This is a genomic window from Sphingomonas flavescens, from assembly GCF_030866745.1.
Taxonomy (GTDB): Bacteria; Pseudomonadota; Alphaproteobacteria; order Sphingomonadales; family Sphingomonadaceae; genus Sphingomicrobium; species Sphingomicrobium flavescens.
In genome coordinates this window covers 715,613-734,816 of sequence record NZ_CP133016.1, presented here as the reverse complement: position 1 = coordinate 734,816, position 19,204 = coordinate 715,613, and the positions used below count along the sequence as shown (strand labels likewise).

General features: G+C 62.8%; 18 protein-coding genes. 10 read left to right on the top strand and 8 right to left on the bottom strand.

Annotation, left to right across the window (positions count from 1 at the left end; translation table 11 throughout):
• Position 1 precedes the first annotated feature (1 nt).
• Positions 2 to 766: a 5'/3'-nucleotidase SurE gene (surE, locus tag QU596_RS03770; RefSeq protein WP_308517259.1), complete on the bottom strand. Its 765-nt coding sequence runs from the start codon at positions 764 to 766 to the stop codon at positions 2 to 4.
• 398 nt (positions 767 to 1,164) lie between these two features.
• On the opposite strand from surE, the gene dksA reads away from it, so the two are divergent.
• Complete coding sequence (gene dksA / locus QU596_RS03765; protein ID WP_308517939.1) at positions 1,165 to 1,530, top strand: RNA polymerase-binding protein DksA; 366 nt, start codon at positions 1,165 to 1,167, stop codon at positions 1,528 to 1,530.
• A gap of 79 nt (positions 1,531 to 1,609) precedes the next feature.
• On the opposite strand, the gene QU596_RS03760 is transcribed toward dksA, so the two are convergent.
• Entirely contained in the window at positions 1,610 to 2,929 is a 1,320-nt protein-coding gene (locus QU596_RS03760; RefSeq protein WP_308517258.1) for an SLC13 family permease, read from the bottom strand.
• A complete protein-coding gene (locus tag QU596_RS03755) occupies positions 2,926 to 3,303 on the bottom strand; it encodes a YidH family protein (protein WP_308517257.1) in 378 nt (125 codons plus the stop codon). The genes QU596_RS03760 and QU596_RS03755 overlap by 4 nt, the downstream gene beginning before the upstream one ends.
• Before the next feature lie 60 nt (positions 3,304 to 3,363).
• On the opposite strand from QU596_RS03755, the gene QU596_RS03750 reads away from it, so the two are divergent.
• Positions 3,364 to 3,792, top strand: a complete 429-nt coding sequence (locus QU596_RS03750) for a DUF1622 domain-containing protein (RefSeq protein WP_308517256.1) — start codon at positions 3,364 to 3,366, stop codon at positions 3,790 to 3,792.
• Positions 3,793 to 3,857: 65 nt separating this feature from the next.
• On the opposite strand, the gene QU596_RS03745 is transcribed toward QU596_RS03750, so the two are convergent.
• Complete coding sequence (locus QU596_RS03745; protein ID WP_308517255.1) at positions 3,858 to 4,022, bottom strand: DUF465 domain-containing protein; 165 nt, start codon at positions 4,020 to 4,022, stop codon at positions 3,858 to 3,860.
• A 149-nt stretch (positions 4,023 to 4,171) separates the two neighbouring features.
• Between QU596_RS03745 and QU596_RS03740 the strand changes: the two genes are divergently transcribed.
• From QU596_RS03740 to QU596_RS03725, 4 genes are all read left to right on the top strand, one after another.
• Positions 4,172 to 4,369, top strand: a complete 198-nt coding sequence (locus tag QU596_RS03740; protein ID WP_308517254.1) for a YdcH family protein — start codon at positions 4,172 to 4,174, stop codon at positions 4,367 to 4,369.
• Positions 4,370 to 4,461: 92 nt separating this feature from the next.
• The gene (locus tag QU596_RS03735; RefSeq protein ID WP_308517253.1) at positions 4,462 to 4,947 is read left to right on the top strand and encodes a DUF1465 family protein; all 486 of its coding nucleotides are present in this window, start codon (positions 4,462 to 4,464) and stop codon (positions 4,945 to 4,947) included.
• 13 nt (positions 4,948 to 4,960) lie between these two features.
• Complete coding sequence (locus tag QU596_RS03730) at positions 4,961 to 6,103, top strand: iron-containing alcohol dehydrogenase (RefSeq protein WP_308517252.1); 1,143 nt, start codon at positions 4,961 to 4,963, stop codon at positions 6,101 to 6,103.
• The gene (locus QU596_RS03725; RefSeq protein ID WP_308517250.1) at positions 6,100 to 6,531 is read left to right on the top strand and encodes an acyl-CoA thioesterase; all 432 of its coding nucleotides are present in this window, start codon (positions 6,100 to 6,102) and stop codon (positions 6,529 to 6,531) included. The genes QU596_RS03730 and QU596_RS03725 overlap by 4 nt, the downstream gene beginning before the upstream one ends.
• On the opposite strand, the gene QU596_RS03720 is transcribed toward QU596_RS03725, so the two are convergent.
• Positions 6,524 to 7,486 carry an NAD(P)H-dependent flavin oxidoreductase gene (locus QU596_RS03720; protein WP_308517249.1) on the bottom strand — a complete coding sequence of 321 codons (963 nt, stop codon included), beginning with the start codon at positions 7,484 to 7,486 and terminating at the stop codon, positions 6,524 to 6,526. The genes QU596_RS03725 and QU596_RS03720 overlap by 8 nt on opposite strands.
• Entirely contained in the window at positions 7,483 to 8,481 is a 999-nt protein-coding gene (locus tag QU596_RS03715) for an NAD-dependent epimerase/dehydratase family protein (RefSeq protein ID WP_308517248.1), read from the bottom strand. The genes QU596_RS03720 and QU596_RS03715 overlap by 4 nt, the downstream gene beginning before the upstream one ends.
• A 53-nt stretch (positions 8,482 to 8,534) precedes the next feature.
• Between QU596_RS03715 and QU596_RS03710 the strand changes: the two genes are divergently transcribed.
• The 4 genes from QU596_RS03710 to QU596_RS03695 are packed head-to-tail and all read left to right on the top strand — an operon-like array spanning position 8,535 to position 14,630.
• Entirely contained in the window at positions 8,535 to 12,017 is a 3,483-nt protein-coding gene (locus QU596_RS03710; RefSeq protein WP_308517247.1) for a hydantoinase B/oxoprolinase family protein, read from the top strand.
• Positions 12,014 to 12,685 (top strand): DUF969 domain-containing protein, encoded by a 672-nt coding sequence (locus tag QU596_RS03705; RefSeq protein ID WP_308517246.1) that lies wholly within the window; start codon positions 12,014 to 12,016, stop codon positions 12,683 to 12,685. Before QU596_RS03710 ends, QU596_RS03705 begins: the two co-directional genes overlap by 4 nt.
• Positions 12,682 to 13,638 carry a DUF979 domain-containing protein gene (locus QU596_RS03700; RefSeq protein ID WP_308517245.1) on the top strand — a complete coding sequence of 319 codons (957 nt, stop codon included), beginning with the start codon at positions 12,682 to 12,684 and terminating at the stop codon, positions 13,636 to 13,638. Before QU596_RS03705 ends, QU596_RS03700 begins: the two co-directional genes overlap by 4 nt.
• Positions 13,635 to 14,630 (top strand): DUF2891 domain-containing protein, encoded by a 996-nt coding sequence (locus tag QU596_RS03695; protein WP_420030940.1) that lies wholly within the window; start codon positions 13,635 to 13,637, stop codon positions 14,628 to 14,630. Before QU596_RS03700 ends, QU596_RS03695 begins: the two co-directional genes overlap by 4 nt.
• Here QU596_RS03695 and QU596_RS03690 read toward each other — a convergent pair.
• Both QU596_RS03690 and QU596_RS03685 read right to left on the bottom strand, forming a co-directional pair.
• Positions 14,564 to 16,018, bottom strand: a complete 1,455-nt coding sequence (locus QU596_RS03690; protein WP_308517244.1) for an efflux transporter outer membrane subunit — start codon at positions 16,016 to 16,018, stop codon at positions 14,564 to 14,566. The two genes, QU596_RS03695 and QU596_RS03690, sit on opposite strands and share 67 nt — an antisense overlap.
• Positions 16,015 to 19,203, bottom strand: coding sequence for a multidrug efflux RND transporter permease subunit (locus QU596_RS03685; protein ID WP_308517243.1), 3,189 nt, complete (start codon positions 19,201 to 19,203; stop codon positions 16,015 to 16,017). The genes QU596_RS03690 and QU596_RS03685 overlap by 4 nt, the downstream gene beginning before the upstream one ends.
• Between the last annotated feature and the right edge of the window lies 1 nt (position 19,204).

Genomic DNA, 19,204 nt, shown 5'->3' with positions numbered 1-19,204 from the left:
ATCAGGCGAAACGCTGGCTCAGCGCGACGAGCGACGGGTCGTGCGTAAGGTCCAGATGTAATGGCGTAACCGCCACAAAGCCGTCGGCCACCGCTTCGAGATCGGTCGAATGCCCCGGCGTTTCGACCATCGGCCCAAGCCCGAACCAGAAATAGTCGTAGCCGCGCGGATCGGTCCGCTCGACGATTCGCAGCCGGCCGTAATCGCGAATACCCTGACGGCAGACGCGGACACCCCGGACGTCGCCGGGCGGCAGGGCGGGAAAGTTGACGTTGATCAGCGTCCGCGGCTCGGTCCCAAACTCGAGCAGCGGGCCGAGAACGCGCTCCGCCCACGCTTCGGCGGCCGCGAAGGGCACGGTGTCGCCCATGCCCTCGCGGGAATACGCCTGGCTGAGCGCGATCGAGCGGACGCCGGCGAGGGCTCCTTCCATCGCCGCCGAAACCGTCCCCGAATAGGTTACGTCCTCGGCCAGGTTGGCGCCTCGATTGATGCCGGAAAGGATTACGTCTGGAGGCGAATCCTTCATGACATGGGCAAGCGCCATCATGACGGCGTCGGTCGGCGTGCCGGTCACGGCGAAGCGCCGCTCATCAAACCGGCGCAATCGCACCGGGGTCGTCAGCGTCAGCGAGTGGCCGGCGCCCGATTGCTCCTCGGTCGGCGCGACGATCCACACATCGTCGCTGAACTTGCGCGCAATCGTCTCCAGCAGCTTGATGCCCCGGGCGTTTACGCCGTCGTCGTTGGTGATCAGGATGCGCATGTGGGGCGCTATGCGGAACCTGCGGGGATGCTGCAACTGCGAAGGCCGAAATCGAAAAATGCGCCATATTCGCAACAGCTTGTCGATTTGTTCACTTGGCCTTCGTCAGTTCTTGTTAACGGTCCGGCGCGTAAGTATAGGCGGCCTTGGGGAAGGACTGCCGTTTCCGGATAAGTCCCGGGAAAGACAGTTCTATTTTGCCTCCGGCTGCACCGGTGGCCCGGCTGCAGCAGGTGGCAGCGTATGGGGCGCTCGAGACTTCACGAAGTCACGGGCTTGTGCGGGGAGGGACTGTCATGGCTACTGCGTTAGTCGACCTTTACGGCAACGAAGACTTCGAACCATTTGATCGCATCATTCTGGCCGAGGGTTATCGCCCTTCGGACGAAGAAGATTTCATGTGCGGGCGTCACCGCGCTTACTTCCTACGCAAGCTCAAAGCGTGGAAGGAAGATATCGTCGAGGAGTCACGCGCCACGATGGCACAGCTCCAGGTCGACAGCTTCCGCGAACCGGATCTTGCCGATCGCGCCTCGAGCGAGACCGACTGGGGCCTGGAGCTCCGCACACGCGACCGTCAGCGCAAGCTGATCGCCAAGATCGATTCGGCGATCCGTCGTCTGTACGAGGGTGAATATGGCTATTGCGAAGTGACGGGCGAACCGATTTCGCTCGGCCGCCTCGAAGCGCGCCCGATCGCCACCATGACGCTCGAAGCGCAGGAACGCCACGAGCGCGTGGAGCGCGTCTCCCGCGACGATTAAAGCTTAATTTGGTCAGTGCGGCTCCGGGGACGCGCCGTGCCCGAAGCCAGATGACGTTCTAGCTGATCAGCGTGATGAATCAGAACGGGAAGAACATCTGGATCGCCACAACGCCGGCGATCCAGGTGATGATGTTGAGCGGCAGGCCGACCCTGACGAAGTCCAGGTAGTTATATCCTCCCAGGCGATAGACGAGCACGTTCGTCTGATAGCCGAACGGTGTTGCAAAGGCCGCGCTGCCGGCGATCATGACGGCGACCAGAAAAGGTCGCGGACTGACGTGCAAGGCTTCGCCAAGCGATACGGCGATCGGTGTGAACAGCACCGCCACCGTGGCGTTCGACAGAAGCTCCGTCGCGAACAACGTGACGCCGTAAATGATGATCAGGGCGAGAAGCGGACTCAGCCCGTCCATGGCGTGGATCAGCATATCGGTGGCCGATTCCGCGACGCCCGAAACGCGCAGCGCGATGCCGAGGACGAGCATCCCCGCGATGAGCATCAAAACGTCGGCCTGAAGTCCGCCATAGGCATCGTCCGCGGTGATTACGCGCAGCAGGACCAGCAGCACGGCACCCGCAAACGCGGCGGCCGCAATTGGCGCGACATTGTAGGCAGCGAGCGCGATGACGGCGAGAAAGACACCGAGCGAGACGACGGCACGTACCGCTTTGAAACTGCGAACAGGAGCGAATGCCTTGACCGAGCCGACCTGGCCGGCGGTGAGCCCGGCATGCTCCGGTAGTCCAGCGGACTCGTGCTGCGGCTCCTCGCTCGTCTCGCGGATTAAGCGGCTGCTAAAAAGCAAGAGATACAACCCGCCAGCAATCGCGACCACGAGGCCCACCGGGGTAATCTCAAAAATGCCGAACTTGGGCTGGCCCGCCACCTTGGCCATATCGTTCACGAGCAGGTTCGTCGACGTTCCGATCAACGTGCAGCAGCCCCCAAGGACGGCGGCATACGACAGGGGCATCAAATATCCCTTTGGGGATAGTTTCAGCGAATGGGCGGTGTCGCGGATCACCGGCGCCGCCAGGACCACGATCGGCGTATTGTTGAGGAATGCGGATGCCGCGCCCGAAATGCCGATCACGATCCACAAGCCTGCGCGCCCAATGCGGCGACACAGCCTGACCAAACCGTTGATCGCCGCGTCGAGCAGACCGGCTTGTTCCATCGAGTAGGCAATGACGAATAACGACGCGAGCGTCAGGATCGCCGGGCTGGCAAACGCGCTCTGAACCTCGATCGGGCGGACGACCCCAGACATCATCAAAACTGCCGCGCCGGCGAGCGCGACAATGTCTGACCTGACCTTGTCCCAGATCATCGCCGCGACGACCGCAACGAGAACCAATATCGTGATCGCTTGCGGCGAGAGCTGGAGCCAATTCATGCGACGGGTAGCAGCCAGACCGCGACCGCGAGCGCAGTCGCGGCAAATGTTATCGCTACGGACACGAAGGTAAAATTCATCGGCCGGGCGTTGGCGACGACGTGCGCATCAAGTCGATGGGCTACGCTCGTGGCTCGGCGCGCCGCGAGCCAGACGATGCTGACCGCCAACGCCAAAAAGAGGGTGGCGATTGCTCGCGGCGCCCACGCCGGCTGCATCATCGAGAAGAGAGCGTGAAACCCGACACCGACGGCGATGCAGCCCAAGCTCGTCCTTGTCCAACTAGCGAAGGTTCGCTCTCCCGCGAGGATCGTTCGGTCTTCCGATAACGCCTTCTTCCCATGCTCTTTGGTGCGTCTCTCGCCCTCAGCCATTACCAATGAACGCTTAATCTTCCTGCTCGTGCCAGCAGGCTGTTCAATCCGGCGTCTTGAATGTCGTTGGTGGAACGCGTCACTGGCTGCCGCCGTTTCCTCTCTTTGCAGGCAGTTCTGATGTTGGAAGAGATTGCGGTCAGCACGGCGCATGGCGTTACCCGTGTCGTCGAACTCACGGGAGTAGCCATTATTGCCGTCGGCGCCTTCGGTACGCTGCTGCTGTTCCTCTATCGATTTGCCAGCGGTTATGATCGCGACCAAGCCGTCAGCAATCTGCGATCAAGCCTCGGGCGAGCGATTCTACTAGGCTTGGAGTTTCTCGTTGCCGCTGACATCATCAACACCGTCGCGGTGCAGCCGACGTTGGGCAGCGTGGCAGTTTTGGCCGGCATCGTGGTGATCCGCACGTTCCTGAGCTTCAGCCTGGAAACGGAGATCGAAGGCCGTTTGCCTTGGCGTCGAGGAGCCGCGCAGCGCGAGGTGTAAACACGCTTGGCCTAAACTGGTCTGGGGCGCGGCAGCCGCGGCCGCCGCGCACAAAAAAGGCCGCCTCAGTGCATGAGGTGGCCGGCCATTTCATCCTTTAGCTTCAGTTTCTCTTTTTTGAGGCGGTGGAGAAGGTCTTCGTCCGGGTGAGTTCGGTGCTCTTCCTGCTCGATCAGGGCATGAAGAGCGGCATGCTTCGACTCGAGTTCCTCGGCCATTGCCTTGTCCATTGGTGCGGTTCCTTTCGGTTCAGCTTGTCACCGTCGCGTAATAAACCACGAAACGCGACCCTTGTCTTGGGGCTTGTCACGCTTCAACGGCAGTTCGCGACGGCCTGCCGTTAAAGCTTCGGCATCTCCAACGAGGTATCTGACCGCTTATGAGCGACATCAACCCGGTCGGCATCCTAGACTCCCTTAAGGCGGAGCACCGCTCGCTGGACGAGCGTATTCAAATGTTGTCGTCGGAACCCACAGGAGATCAACTGGAGCTGGCGCGGCTCAAGCGCCGCAAGCTGATGATCAAGGACCAGATCCAACTGATCGTCGACAGCAGCGTGCCAGACATTATCGCTTAGACCGTCCCGGCCAGAGACAGGGCCGGCAGCGTTTCAACCGGAGCGCAGTTCGGACGTTTTCGCACGGCAAGAAGAGTGGCACTGTGATGACGATGGACGAATCGGACATGCCGGAGCCTGAGGTGCGCATCACGTCGCGCCTCATCGACTCGCTCTATACGGAAGCGATGCTGCTCGCCGACGAGGCGCGGGCATACTTCGACGACGCCGGCCGCGACGAGCGGGCGACGCTCGAGCCGTTCGCGAGGGTCGGATTTGCCTGCGAATCGCTGAAAGTCACAACCCGGATCATGCATATCGTGGCCTGGCTGCTTACCCAGCGGGCGATCGAATCCGGCGAAATCATCCAGGGCGAGGGACGTCGCCCCGAGCGCAAATTGGGGCAAGCGCAGGACAGCGATCCTGTCGTGGTGAACGCGTTGCCGCCCTCGGCGCGCAAACTGATCAATTCGAGCATCGACCTCTATGCGCGGGTGAAGCGGCTGGACGACGGAGTGGTCGAAGCCGATGTTCCGCAGAGTCCGGCGCGCGCGCTGATGGGTCGGCTCGAACGTGGACTCGGCGGCCTGAGCCACTAACATCCCCGGGGTCATGAGACCCTTTACGTTTAATCCCGGACCGCGATTGCTGGCCGGCCCCGACAGGGCTGGGTCACTCGCAGAGAAGCTGCCACCAGGTCCATGCCTGCTGGTGACGGACCGCGATCTCGTTCGCCTGGGCCTCACCGACGCCTATCGGGAGGCAATCGGCGCAACGCGAGACGTCGTCGTTTTCGACGCCGTGGAGGCGGATCCAAGCAAGCAAACGCTGTTAGCTGCGACAGAAGCCGGCCGAGCTGCCGGTGCTGCAAGCGTCGTTGGTCTCGGCGGCGGCAGCCCGATGGATGTGGCCAAGCTCGCAGCTTACCTGCTCGGGTCGGGTGACGTCCTGGACGACATATGGGGCGTCGGGATCGCACAGGGTCAACGGCTGCCGCTGGCGCTGGTGCCGACCACCGCCGGGACGGGGTCTGAAGCGACGCCGATCTCGGTCATTACCTGCGAGGGTGGAACGAAGCTTGCGGTCAACTCCGCGCCCCTGATTGCCGATTGGGCGGTACTCGACGCCACTCTCACGCTTGGCCTGCCCACGCATGTGACGGCTGCAACGGGGATCGACGCCATCGTGCATGCCGTTGAGGCGTACACCTCCGCGCGGCTCAAGAACCCTTTGTCCGATGCGTTAGCGCGAGAGGCGCTTCGGCTACTTACCAACAACCTCATCACCGCGATCGACACACCAGGTGACGTCGAGGCGAGGTCGGCGATGCTGCTTGGAGCTCATCTCGCCGGGCTCGCTTTCGCCAATGCGCCGGTCGCCGGCGTCCACGCCTTGGCCTATCCGCTGGGAGGCCTTCACCATTTGCCGCACGGCCTTTCGAATGCGCTCATGTTGCGTCACGTCCTTGCGCACAATCTGGAGGCAGCGCGGGATCAATATGCCGAGCTGGCGGAGATTATTGAGCCCGACTGTGCGGAGCAGGGGAGTCAGGCACGCGCTGCCCTGCTGATCGAGCGGTTGGATGACTTGGCCAAGCGCAGCGGGCTTGAGTTGCGCCTGCGCGATCATGGCCTGGCGTTCGAGGAAGCGCCGACGCTGGCGCGCGAGGCGATGAAACAGACGCGACTGCTGGTGAATAATCCGTGCGAGATCAGCGAGGCGGATGCCCAGCGTCTCTATGAGGCGGCGTGGTGAGCCGCGAGCAGCCGGCGGCGAGATCTGACTTCAGGGTTTGGCGTAAATTTACGACGCGCTGGGCGGACAATGACGCGTATGGCCACGTCAATAACACTGTCTATTATCAATGGTTTGACAGTGCGGTGAATGCCTGGCTGGTCGAACAAGAGCTGCTGGACATCCAGCATGGCGACCCGATCGCGCTCGTGGTGGAGACGCGCTGCACCTATTTCGCGCCGCTCGAATTCCCGCACGATGTTGAGGTGGGTCTGGCGATCGCCAACGTCGGCCGCTCTAGCGTACGATACCGTATCGGCATCTTCGGTTCCGGAGAAGACACGGCTGCCGCGCGAGGCGAATTCGTCCACGTGCTGGTCGATCGTGCAAGCCGCCGGCCGGCGGAATTCCCCGCGCGCTGGCGCGAGGCTTTCGCGGCGATCAGCTAGCGCAGATGCGCGCCCGCGCAGCGGCATATTGCTCCGCCAGCAGATCGACGAGTTCTGAAGCCTTGCGCACCTGATCGACGGCGCCGATGCCCTGGCCCGATCCCCAGATATCGCGCCAGGCTTTCGATTTGTTCGATCCTTCGGAGCCGAACTTCATCGTGTCGAGACTTCCCGCCGCGAGATTGTCCGGGTCCAGCCCGGCGTTGACGATCGAGGAGCGCAGATAGTTACCGTGCACGCCGGTGAAGAGGTCCGAATAGACGATGTCCGCGGCGCTGCTGTCGACGATCGCCTGCTTGTAGGCTTCGGGCGCGTTGGCTTCTTCGGTCGCAATGAAGGACGAGCCGACATAGGCGAGGTCAGCCCCCGCAGCCTGCGCTGCCAGGATCGCGCCGCCGGTCGCGATTGAGCCGGACAGGATCAGCGGACCGTCGAACCAGCTGCGGATTTCCTGAACCAGCGCAAACGGGGACCACCGTCCGGCATGGCCCCCGGCACCGGCCGCAACCGCGATAACGCCGTCCGCGCCCTTCTCGACGGCTTTGCGCGCAAAGCGATCGTCAATGACGTCGTGCAGCGTAATACCGCCCCAGCCATGCACCGCATCGTTGAGCTCGACGCGCGCGCCGAGTGAGGTGATGACGATCGGCACCTTCCACTTCGCGCAGACCTCGACGTCATGCTCGAACCGATCATTCGAACGGTGGACGATCTGGTTGACGGCGTAGGGCGCCGCGGGGCGTTCCGGATGATCGCGGTTCCAGGTGGCGAGCGCCTCGGTGATCTCGTGCAGCCATTCGTCCAGCAGCGACGCTGGGCGCGCATTGAGGGCGGGGAAGCTGCCGACGACGCCGCTGGTGCATTGCGCGACTACCAGCTTGGGGTTGGAGATGATGAAGAGCGGTGAGCCGATCACCGGAAGACGAAGGTTCTGGAGGATCGGCGGAAGGCTCATAGCTGGTGATACTCCCGATACCATTTGACGAAGCGCGGAACGCCCTCATCGATGGTGGTGCTGGGTTCGAACCCATGGTCGCGTTCGATCGCGCTGATGTCGGCGAAGGTTGCACTGACGTCGCCGGCTTGCATCGGCTTGAGGTCGAGCACGGCTTTGCGCCCGGTCTCCTGCTCAAGCAGCGCGACGACTTTCATCAAATCCTCGCTGCGGCTGTTGCCGATGTTGTAGACGGCGTGTGTGGCGGTGCTGCCGCCGGCTTTGACCTCGCCATCGTCGGCGGGAGGGCCGTCGAGGCAGGCGACGATGCCGCGGACGATGTCGTCGACATAGGTAAAATCGCGCTTCATCTTTCCCCGGTTGAACAGGGGAATTGGATTGCCCGCAAACAAGGCTTTGACGAAAATCCACATGGCCATGTCTGGTCGACCCCACGGGCCGTAGACGGTGAAGAAGCGCAATCCTGTTAGTGGGAGCCGATACAGACTAGCATAGCTCTCGCTGATCAGCTCATCGGCCTTCTTCGTCGCGGCGTACAGCGACATCGGATGGTCCACTCTGTCTTCGACGCGAAAGGGCAGGGTCTTGTTGCCGCCGTAGACGGACGAGGATGACGCATAGACCATGTGCTTCACATGCCTGTGGCGCGCGACTTCGAGCATGTTGCAGTGGCCGACGAGGTTCGACTGCACATAGGCCGACGGATTTTCGATGCTGTAGCGGACGCCTGCCTGCGCGCCGAGATGAACGATGCGATCAAAGTACGCGCTTTCCGTAACTCTGCGCAGCGCCTCAGCGTCGGCGAAGTCGACGCGTTCGAACCGGAAACTATCGCCGTAGGTGTCACGCAATCGCGCCAGGCGCGCTTCCTTCAGACGCGGGTCGTAATAATCGTTGACGCTGTCGATTCCGATCACGGTTTCGCCGCGATTGAGCAGGACATGCGATGTCGCGGCGCCGATGAAGCCCGCTGCGCCGGTAACCAGGACAGCCATGGCCGTTCCATAGGGGGTGCTTCCCGCCGCTGAAAAGCCCTAGGGATGGGCGCGTGAATCTTTCGTGGACCTTTGCGATCGATCGGGGCGGTACGTTTACGGACGTTGTAGCCCGCGCATCGGACGGGCGGGTGCGCGTCGAAAAGCTGCTGTCGGAGAACCAGGGACAGTATGAAGACGCGGCGTTGGAGGCGATCCGGCGCGTGCTCGGGGAGGAAGGGGGCGAGGTCGCCGAGGTCCGGATGGGGACGACGGTTGCGACCAACGCATTACTCGAACGCAAAGGCGATCGCGTTGCGCTGGCGATCACACGCGGCTTCGGAGATGCACTGCGCATCGGCTACCAAGCGCGGCCCGACATCTTCGCGCGGCACATCGTCCTGCCGACGATGCTGTACGAGGAACTTGTCGAGATCGAGGAGCGCGTTGGCGTCGATGGCGACGTCATCGTTCCGCTCGATGAAGTTGCAGCACGCGCGGCACTGCGGGCGCTGCGAGAGCGTGGGTTCGACGCTTTGGCAATCGTGCTGATGCACGGTTGGCGGCATCGGGCGCACGAGACGCGGCTCGCCGAGATCGCGCGTGAGTTGGGCTTCTCACAAGTGTCCGTGAGCCATGAAGTCGCGCCGCTGATCAAGCTGATCGGCCGCGGCGATACGACGGTGGTCGACGCCTATCTGTCGCCTGTTCTGCGCCGCTACGTCGATCGCGTCGCTGCGGGATTGCCGGATGGCACAGACCTGCATTTCATGCAGTCGAACGGTGGATTGGCCGAAGCCATCGCCTTCCGCGGAAAGGACGCAATCCTATCAGGTCCGGCGGGTGGCGTCGTCGGGATGGTTGCCGCTAGCGAGCCGCACGGCAACGCGCGCTTGATTGGCTTCGACATGGGCGGGACCTCGACCGACGTGTCGCACTATGCGGGTCAGTTCGAGCTGGCCGACGAGAGCGTTGTGGCAGGCGTGCGCATCCGCGCGCCGATGATGCAGATTCACACCGTCGCCGCCGGTGGCGGATCCATTTGCCGGTTCGATGGCATGCGCTTTCGGGTGGGGCCGGAGAGTGCCGGCGCGAATCCCGGGCCGGCTTGCTATCGCAACGGAGGACCGTTGACGGTCACCGACTGTAATCTGTTCCTTGGACGCATCGATCCCGCGCAGTTCCCGGCGGTGTTCGGGCCGGGCGGCGATGAGGAGCTAGACAAAGCCGCATCCGTGGCGCGGTTACAGGAGGTCGCCGACCAGCTTGGCGGCAAGAAAAGCCTCGCCGATATCGCGCGCGGCTTCCTCGACATCGCCGTCGACAGCATGGCGGCAGCAATACGCAAAATCTCGGTCGCGCGCGGGCATGACGTCTCGAAATACGCGCTTGCTTGCTTCGGTGGCGCGGGCGGTCAGCATGCCTGCGCGGTGGCCGATGCGCTGGGCATGGAGCGTATCCTGATCCATCCGCTCGCGGGCGTGCTCTCCGCCTACGGGATCGGTATCGCCGACGTGAAGGCCATCCGCGAGATCAGCTGGCTGAAGCCGCTGGGCGAGGATTTCTCCGCGGTGCTGCGCGACCTCGAAGAACGAGCGCGGAATACACTAATCGAACAGGGGCTTCACGGTGAGCGTATCGAGCTGCATCGTCGCGCAAGGCTGCGAACGTCCGGTAGCGATACGACCATCGAGGTGCCGATCCATCGACCGGCGCAGATGCACGCGGAGTTCGCAGCGCTGCATCGCCAGCGTTTCGGGTATTGGGACGCGGCTGCGGAAGTCATCGTCGATGCACTGGTCGTCGAGGCGCTTGGACGAACGAAACTCACGCAGTCCGAGACGCGGATCGAAGCCGGCGAGCGCTTCGAAGGACCCGCGCTGATCTTCGAGCCGACCTCGACCATCGTCGTGGAAGCCGGTTGGCGCGCGGAACGCGCCGCCGACGGGACTTTGGTGCTCACTCGGTCGGTACCGCTGGAGCGAGCACGGGCCATTGGAACAGACGTTGATCCTGTGCGGCTCGAGATTTTCAACAATCTGTTCATGGCGATCGCCGAGGAAATGGGCGTTGCGCTGCAGTCGACGGCGACCAGCGTCAACATCAAGGAGCGGCTCGATTTCTCCTGCGCGATTTTCAACGCCTCGGGCGAATTGATCGCCAATGCGCCGCACATCCCGGTTCATTTGGGATCGATGGGAGAGAGCATCCGCACGATCATCGAGGCGCGCGGCGAAAAGCGTGACGGGAGAGGCATCCGGCGCGGCGACGCCTATGTGCTGAACGATCCGTATCGGGGCGGCACGCACTTGCCCGACATCACCGTGATCGTGCCGGTCTTCTATGATGGTGATGCCCAACCATCCGCATTCGTCGCGGCGCGCGGTCACCATTCCGACATTGGGGGGATCGCGCCCGGCTCGATGCCGCCAGACAGCCGCAGCATTACTGACGAAGGCGTTTTGATCGACAATGAACTGCTCGTCGATGAGGGGCGCTTCCGCGAAGCCGAAATGCGCGCGCTGCTCAGCGCTGGAGAATGGCCCGCGCGCAATCCGGATCGCAACATTTCAGACCTCAAGGCGCAGTTGGCGGCGTGCACGCGCGGCGCTGAAGTGCTGCAGCAGACGGCGCGCGATTACGGCGCCGATGTGGTTGCGGCATACATGCGCCACGTGCTGGCTAATGCCGAGGAGTCCGTGCGGCGCTTGCTCGACCGGCTGGACGATGGCGAGTTCGACTATGAGATGGACAATGGCGCCCACGTCCGCGTAGCCATTCGTATCGACAAGGGAGCGCGCTCGGCCACTTTCGATTTTACTGGAACCAGCGCCCAGCTGCCCGACAATTTCAACGCGCCATACTCGATCGTTCGCGCCGCCTCGCTGTACGTCGTGCGCACGCTGATCGACGATGCCATTCCAATGAACGACGGCTGCTTGCGGCCAATCGAGTTGATCGTGCCCGCGGGATCGATGCTCAACCCCCGCTCGCCGGCCGCGGTGGTCGCGGGCAACGTCGAAACCAGCCAGGCCGTCACCGATGCCTTGTTCGCCGCGACGGGGCGGCTGGCGCCCTCGCAGGGGACGATGAACAATTTCACGTTCGGCAATGAGCGCTCACAATATTACGAGACGATTGCTGGCGGCTCCGGCGCCGGGCCTGATCACGACGGCACCAGCGCCGTGCAGACGCACATGACCAATAGCCGCCTGACCGATCCCGAGATCCTGGAAACCAGGCTGCCGGTGCGGCTCGATCAGTTTGCCATCCGCCGCGGCTCCGGCGGGCATGGAGCGCATCGAGGTGGCGACGGTGTGGTCCGCGCAATGACCTTTCTTGAGCCGATGCGGGCGAACATTCTGGCCAACCGGCGCCGCGTGCCGCCGCGCGGCATCAAGGGTGGCGCCGACGCGATGGCCGGGCGCAACTGGGTCGAACGCACCGATGGCACGGTCGAAATGCTGAGCGCGACGGCTTATGCCGAGATGCAGCCAGGCGATCGTTTCGTGATCGAGACGCCGGGCGGCGGAGGCTTTGGGGGGAAGAGCGAATGATTCACTATTGGCCGCTGCTCGGCATTGCACTTGTCGTCATCGGCTTCGCGCTGCGGTTCAATCCATTGCTCGTGGTAGCGGCGTCAGCAATCGTCACTGGGTTGCTTGGCGGCCTCGATTTTCTGAAGGTGCTGGGGACGCTCGGACACGGTTTCAACGAAAACCGCTACGTGACGGTGATCTGGATCATCCTGCCCGTCGTCGGTCTGCTTGAGCGCTACGGGCTGCAGGAGAGGGCGCGCGACCTGATCGTGTCTATCCGTGGCGCGACCGCGGGCCGGTTGCTCGTCATCTACCTCGGCTTGCGCCAGATCCTGTCGGCGCTGGGGCTTACCACCGTGATGGGGCATCCACAGACGGTGCGTCCGTTGATCGCGCCGATGGCAATAGCCGCGGCGGAGAAGCAGCACGGTGCACTCGATGAAGACACAAGCGAACGCGTCAAGGCGATGTCTGCTGCAACCGACAACGTCGGCTTATTCTTCGGCGAGGACATCTTTCTTGCCGTTGCTTCGATCCTGCTGATCCAGGGATCGCTGGCGAGCTTCGGCATTCACCTAACGCCATTCCAGCTATCCGTCTGGGCGATTCCCAGCGCCATCTGCGCGTTCCTGATTCACGCCACTCGACTGATGCTGCTCGATCGCAAGCTGGGCGCGCGCGCATGATCAACCTGCACTGGCTTTATGTCGTCGCCGGCGCAGTGTTCGCCGGTTTCGCCGCGGGAAGCCTGCGTGACGAAACCAATCCAAAGCGCTTGGGCAATGCCATCTTCTGGTTGTTGCTTACGACGAGTTTCTGGTTTGGCGACTTTTTCGGCAACATTGGCAATGGCGTGCTCGTACTCCTCATTGTCGGCATCGCCGGCTTCAACCTGATCGGGCGCGGATCGAAGGAGATGACGACTTCGGCGGAGCGTGAACTGTCCTCGAAACGCTTCGGCAACTGGCTGTTTTTTCCTGCGCTAATCATCCCGTTCATGGCCTTCGTCGGAACATTGCTCATCAACTACACGCCGTTGAAGGGTCTGAATCTCATCGATCCGAAAGCGGTGACACTGGTGCTGCTTGGCGCCGGCGTCATCGTAGCTTTGATCATCGGTTACATCTGGTTTCGTCCGCCGGCGCTCGCTGCCGTCGAGGAAGGGAGCCGTCTTGCCAACGGGATCGGCTGGGCAATGGTCCTTCCGCAAATGCTCGCATCACTCGGCGTCATCTTCGCCGCGGCAGGGGTGGGCACCACCATCGGGAGCATGGCCGGAAATATCATTCCAAGCGGAAGCATCTTCCTCGGCGTGCTGCTCTACGCGCTGGGCATGGTCGTCTTCACCATGATCATGGGCAACGCCTTCGCCGCGTTTCCGGTGATGGCCGCGGCGATCGGCGTGCCGATCCTCATTCACACGGATGGCGGCAACCCGGCGGTGATCGGGGCCGTCGGCATGCTGGCCGGCTTTTGCGGAACCTTGATGACCCCCATGGCCGCTAACTTCAACATAGTGCCTGCCGCGCTGCTGGAGCTCAAGAATCAGCACGGTGTAATCAAGGCGCAGATCCCAACTGCAATCCCGCTGCTGATCGCAAATATCGTGATCCTTTATCTTGCAGGGTTCCACCTGTGATCACGCTCGATGCCGCAATGGCGTCGCGCATGGCGGGTATCGCGCTCGGCCACGTCACGCTCGAATATCCGCACAAGCTCGATCATGTGATGACGTCCGATGCTGACGCGCAAACGCCGCGCGCGCTGCACCCAATCTTTTTCGGCAGCTTTGATTGGCACAGCTGCGTGCACGGTTGGTGGACGCTGCTGACGGTTCGCCGGCTATTTCCTGACATTCCCGAAGCGGCCGCGATCGATGAGCTTGCACAAAGCAGCTTTACCGCCGCGAAAGTTGAGGTGGAGCGCGCCTATCTCGACCATCCGTCCAGCCGAGGTTTCGAGCGGCCTTATGGGTGGGCGTGGTTGCTTTACCTGCACCTTGAGGCAAGCCGTCACGACTGTAATTGGGCGGGAGACTTAGAACCGCTGGCACGCGCCTTCGCCGCAAGGTGGCGCGACTATCTCTCGGTCATGACCTATCCGATCCGGGTCGGCACGCACTTCAACACGGCATTTGCGCTGACGCTATCCCTGGAATGGGCCGAAGCTTTCGACCCCGGTTTAGCCGATTTGATCAGACGCAGCGCCCATGAATGGTATGGCAATGATCGCGATTGCCAGGCTTGGGAGCCCGGCGGTGACGAGTTCCTGTCATCCGCACTCACCGAAGCACTGTGCATGGCGCGGGTTGATGCCGCAGGCTTTCCGACGTGGTTCGCCGAGTTTCTGCCCCGCGCAGCTCATCGCGAACCTGTCAGCTTGTTTACTCCGGCCATCGTCAGCGATCGCAGCGACGGCAAGATTGCGCATCTCGACGGCACGAATCTTAGCCGAGCCTGGTGCTGGCGATCGATCGCGCCGTTGCTACCGGCTGACGACGCGGCGGTGGCGCGGGAAACAGCGACGCAGCACCTGGAAACAGCACTCCCACACATCGCGGGAGATTACATGGGCGAGCACTGGCTCGCGAGCTTTGCGCTGCTAGCGCTGCTTTCGCCTGGCAGCGACTGACAGACGGGCGTGGCTTGCGACAAGGCGTCGCCGCCGATCGCCTGATAGGTGCTTACGATATTCTGTGCCGCGGTCAGTTTGACCTGCACGCTCGTTTGTTGCGCCGAGTAGTAGGATCGCTGCGCGTCGAGGACGGTCAGGAATGGGTCGATGCCGGCGCGGTATCGAGCTTCGGTAAGGGTGTACGTGTCGGCAGTTGCCGCTTGCTGCCGCGCGCGAGCGGCGATTTCGTCGTTGATCGTGCCGCGCCGGGCGAGCGCGTCGGACACCTCGCGGAACGCGGTTTGGATCACGCCTTGGTAATTGGCGACAGCGGCATCGCGCTGGGCTTTGCTGAGCCGCACGTTGGCCTGCCCCGCGCCCGACTGGAAGATGGTGTACGTTCCATCGGCGCCGGCGCTCCACGCGAAGGCACCCCCGGTGAACAATTTGGTCAGCGCGGTGCTCGCGAACCCGAGCAAGCCAGTCAGCGTGATCCGCGGGAACAACGCGGCGCGCGCGGCCCCAATCTGGGCGTTCGCCGCCTTCAATTCATATTCGGCCTGCAGCACATCGGGACGGCGCAGCAGCACGTAGGAATCGAGGCCGGCCGGCACCGGCGTGATCCGACCGAACGCCTCATCGATCGAACCGGAAAGCAGGCGCTGATCGATCGGTGTGCCCACGAGCAGCTGAAGCGCGTTGATGTCTTGAGCCACCGCCGTGCGCTGTCGCGCCAGATCGGCCTGTGCGCCGCTTAGGATTTGCTCGGCCTGTCGAAGGTCGGTGCGCGGCGCGACGCCGCCTTCCAACCGCGCGCGCGTCAGCCGGACGCTCTTTTCCGCGCTTGCCGCCGTCTGCTGTGCGATGAGCAGCAGGCTGGAGTCGGCCGCATGATCCAGCCACGCGCTGGCGATATTGGCAACGAGGGTAAGTCGCGTAGCACGTGCTCCAGCCTCGGTCGCGAAATAGCGCTGCTGCTGGACATGGGTAAGGGACCGAACCCGCCCGAATAGATCGATCTCGAAATTCGGAACGCTGATGTCTGCCGAATAATTTGCGGATGTGTCGTCCTTCGTCCCGCGCACCGTTGCACCCGCGCCGGCACTGACGGTCGGCAGCTGATTGGCGCGCTGGATGCGGTACTGTTCTCGCGCTGCCGCGATGTTGGCCGCCGCCACCATCAGGTCGCGGTTGTTGACCAACGCCTGTGCGATCAAGGTCTGTAAGCGAGGATCCTGGAAGACTTGCTGATACGTAAGCACCGGCAAACCGACTTCCGCCTGCGCGACATAGGGATCGCCGACAGGCCACGACGAGGGAACCGCGGGAGCTGGTCGCGTATATTGCGGCTCCATCGTCGCGCACGAGGTTGCCAGCAAAGCGATCAGGGAAATTGCGCGCTTCATGCTTCTGCCTGCCGTCGATTGCGAAGCCGTTCCCTGACTGCCTTCAGGCCGTCGCGAACGCCGCGGCGGACCATCACGAAAAAGAACGGAATGTAGAAGATCGCCAGCGCCGTGGCCGTCAGCATGCCGCCAATCACCGCGGTGCCGATGGCGATGCGACTATTGGCGCCCGGGCCGGTCGAGAGCGCCAGCGGCAAGACGCCGAAAATGAAGGCGAAGCTCGTCATCAGAATCGGCCGCAGCCGGATTTTCGCCGCTTCGATGGCCGCGTCGATCACGCGCGCGCCCTCGCGCTCGGCGCGTTCGGCGAATTCCACCATCAGAATGGCGTTCTTGGCGGACAGCCCCATGGTCGTGATCAGGCCCACCTGCAGATAGACGTCGTTCTGCAGGCCGCGCAGGGTGACGAAGAAGATCGATCCGACCAGGCCCAGCGGGATGACAAGCAGCACGGCAACCGGGATCGACCAGCTTTCGTAGAGAGCTGCCAGGCACAAGAAGACGACGATTAGCGCAACGCCATAAAGTATCGGCGCCTGACCGGACGATAGTCTCTCCTGATAGGACTGGCCGGCCCATGCCACGTCAATGCCCGGGACCTGTCGAGCGATGCTTTCGATCGTGTCCATCGCGGTGCCGGAACTGACCCCCGGCGCGCCTTGTCCATTCAATTCGAACGATGGGTAGCCGAGAAAGCGCGAGGAACTGGTCGGCGTCGTCATCCAGCTTGTCTGCGCGAAGGAGGAAAAGGGAACCATGGCGCCCTGGTTGCTGCGGACAAACCACTGGTCGATGCTCTTCGGATCGGCCCGGTACGGCGCATCACCCTGCACGTAGACGCGTTTCACGCGCCCACGGTCGATGAAGTCGTTCACGTAGCGTCCGCCCCAGGCCGTCGAAAGCGTCGTGTTCACGTCTCCAGAACTCAAGCCAAGAGAGGCGACGCGCTGCTGATCGATGTTGACCTTCAAACTGGCAACGTCGGGAAGTTCGCTCAGACGGACGGACGAAAGCTGCGAATTGCCTTCGGCCATCGCCAGGATGCGATCGCGAGCATCCTCAAACTGCTCCTGCGAGAGCCCGCCCGTATTGAGCAACTCCATGGTGAAGCCGCTCGACTGGCCGAGGCCGCGGATCGCGCCGGGGACAAGCGCGAAAACCTGCGCATCGCGAAGGCCCCGGAAAGCGCCGGAGGCACGCTGCACGATGGCGTCGGCGGTGTTGTCCTTGCCGCCGCGATTTTCAAAGTCGGTCAGATTGAGGAACGCCTGACCGGTGTTCTGGCCGGCCGCGCCCTGGCCACCGCCGGCGACCGTGAAGAAGGTCTTGACGTTCTTCTTCTCAGGCCCGCGCAAGAAGTAGTCCTCGACCTGCCGCTGAACCTGCCGGGTGCGCTCCATCGTCGCGCCGGCGGGAAGCCGGAACTGCACCGAGGCGAAGCCCTGGTCCTCGGTGGGCAGGAAGCCGGTCGGCAGTCTGACGAACATGATCATCAGGATCGCAACGACACCCGCGTAGATTGCGAGAAACAGCCACTTGCGGTCGACCACTCGGATGACGGAGTTCACGAACCAATCGCGGAAACGGTCGAAGCTGTCGTTGAACCAGATGCGGCCGCGCTCGACCCGATGGGCAAGGCCCGGCGCCTTGCGGCCAACCCAGGTCTCCTCGACCGTCGCGTGGTTGCGCTTCAGCAGGTTGGCGGCGATCGCGGGGCTCAGCGTCAAAGCGATGAACACGGACAGCACCATGGCCGCGACGATGGTCGCCGCGAACTGCCGATAGATGACGCCGGTCGAACCGCCAAAAAAGACCATCGGAAGAAACACGGCGGACAGGACCAGCGCGATGGCGACGAGCGCCATCTGGATCTGCTCCATCGACGCGACCGTCGCGTCGCGCGGGCTCATGTCCGGATTTTCCTCCATCAACCGTTCGACGTTCTCGACGACGACGATCGCATCGTCGACAAGCAGACCGGTCGCGAGCACCAGCCCGAACAACGTCATGGTGTTGATGGAGAAACCGAGCGCGTAGAGGATCGCGAACGTCCCTAGCAGCACCACCGGCACGGCGATGAATGGGATGAGCGTCGCCCGCCAGCTTTGCAGGAAGACAAACATCACGAGCACAACGAGGAGGACCGCCTCGAACAGCGTCTTCACGACTTCCTTGACCGACAGTTTGATGAAATCGGTGGAATCGTTGGCGAAGGCGTAGGTGTAACCGGCCGGCATGCGCGGGGCGATTTCCTTGACCTTCGCCTTGACCAGATTGGCAGTGCGCAGCGCGTTGGCGCCGGGCTCGAGCGAGATACCGATGCCGGCGCCGGGGTGCCCGTTGGCGCGGATCGTTGCCGAATAATTATCGGCGCCAAGCTCAACTCGGGCGACGTCGCCCAGCAGGACGCGGGCGCCGGTCGGGTCGGACTTCACGATGATGTTGCGAAACTGTTCGGGCGTCTGGAAGCGCGATTGGGCGGTGACCGTAGCGTTCAGCATTTGGCCTTCCGGCGCGGGAAGGCCGCCGATCTCACCGGCTGCTACTTCGGTATTCTGGTTCTGGATCGCGCTAATGACGTCGCTGGGCATCAGGTTGACGCCCGCAAGCTTCTGAGGATCGAGCCAGATGCGCATCGCGTAGGACGAGCCGAAGACGTTGACGTCGCCCACGCCGGGCACGCGCGACAGCTCGTCCTGAATATTCGTCGTCAGCCAGTCCGAGACGTCGACGTTGGTGCTTTTGTCGGTCGTGTCGCTGATGGCGACGATCATCAGGAGATCGGGCGATCCCTTGGTGACGCGGACGCCCTGTTGCTGCACTTGCGTCGGAAGCCGCGAAATTGCGGCCTGGATCGCGTTCTGCACCTGCACTTGCGCGATGTCGGGATCGATCCCCTTCTGCAGGACGACGCTGATCGACACGGACCCGCGCGCCGTCGAGGATGACGAGAAATAGAGCATTCCGTCGATGCCGGTGAGCTGCTGCTCCAGGATCTGGGTGACGCTGCTTTCCAGCGTTGAGGCCGATGCTCCCGGATAGGTGGCGCGAATATTGATCTGGGTCGGCGCGACGTCGGGATATTGCGCAACCGGCAGCTGCACGATCGCGCCGATCCCCATCAGCATGATGATGATGGCGATCACCCATGCAAAGATCGGGCGATCGATGAAGACCTTGGACATC

What these genes read in the sequence shown, in the direction of transcription:
- surE (WP_308517259.1), bottom strand. Translation starts at nt 766, where the DNA reads ATGCGCATCCTGATCACCAACGACGACGGCGTAAACGCCCGGGGCATC.
- dksA (WP_308517939.1), top strand. Translation starts at nt 1,165, where the DNA reads ATGTGCGGGCGTCACCGCGCTTACTTCCTACGCAAGCTCAAAGCGTGG.
- QU596_RS03760 (WP_308517258.1), bottom strand. Translation starts at nt 2,929, where the DNA reads ATGAATTGGCTCCAGCTCTCGCCGCAAGCGATCACGATATTGGTTCTC.
- QU596_RS03755 (WP_308517257.1), bottom strand. Translation starts at nt 3,303, where the DNA reads ATGGCTGAGGGCGAGAGACGCACCAAAGAGCATGGGAAGAAGGCGTTA.
- QU596_RS03750 (WP_308517256.1), top strand. Translation starts at nt 3,364, where the DNA reads ATGTCGTTGGTGGAACGCGTCACTGGCTGCCGCCGTTTCCTCTCTTTG.
- QU596_RS03745 (WP_308517255.1), bottom strand. Translation starts at nt 4,022, where the DNA reads ATGGACAAGGCAATGGCCGAGGAACTCGAGTCGAAGCATGCCGCTCTT.
- QU596_RS03740 (WP_308517254.1), top strand. Translation starts at nt 4,172, where the DNA reads ATGAGCGACATCAACCCGGTCGGCATCCTAGACTCCCTTAAGGCGGAG.
- QU596_RS03735 (WP_308517253.1), top strand. Translation starts at nt 4,462, where the DNA reads ATGGACGAATCGGACATGCCGGAGCCTGAGGTGCGCATCACGTCGCGC.
- QU596_RS03730 (WP_308517252.1), top strand. Translation starts at nt 4,961, where the DNA reads ATGAGACCCTTTACGTTTAATCCCGGACCGCGATTGCTGGCCGGCCCC.
- QU596_RS03720 (WP_308517249.1), bottom strand. Translation starts at nt 7,486, where the DNA reads ATGAGCCTTCCGCCGATCCTCCAGAACCTTCGTCTTCCGGTGATCGGC.
- QU596_RS03715 (WP_308517248.1), bottom strand. Translation starts at nt 8,481, where the DNA reads ATGGCTGTCCTGGTTACCGGCGCAGCGGGCTTCATCGGCGCCGCGACA.
- QU596_RS03705 (WP_308517246.1), top strand. Translation starts at nt 12,014, where the DNA reads ATGATTCACTATTGGCCGCTGCTCGGCATTGCACTTGTCGTCATCGGC.
- QU596_RS03700 (WP_308517245.1), top strand. Translation starts at nt 12,682, where the DNA reads ATGATCAACCTGCACTGGCTTTATGTCGTCGCCGGCGCAGTGTTCGCC.
- QU596_RS03690 (WP_308517244.1), bottom strand. Translation starts at nt 16,018, where the DNA reads ATGAAGCGCGCAATTTCCCTGATCGCTTTGCTGGCAACCTCGTGCGCG.
- QU596_RS03685 (WP_308517243.1), bottom strand. Translation starts at nt 19,203, where the DNA reads ATGTCCAAGGTCTTCATCGATCGCCCGATCTTTGCATGGGTGATCGCC.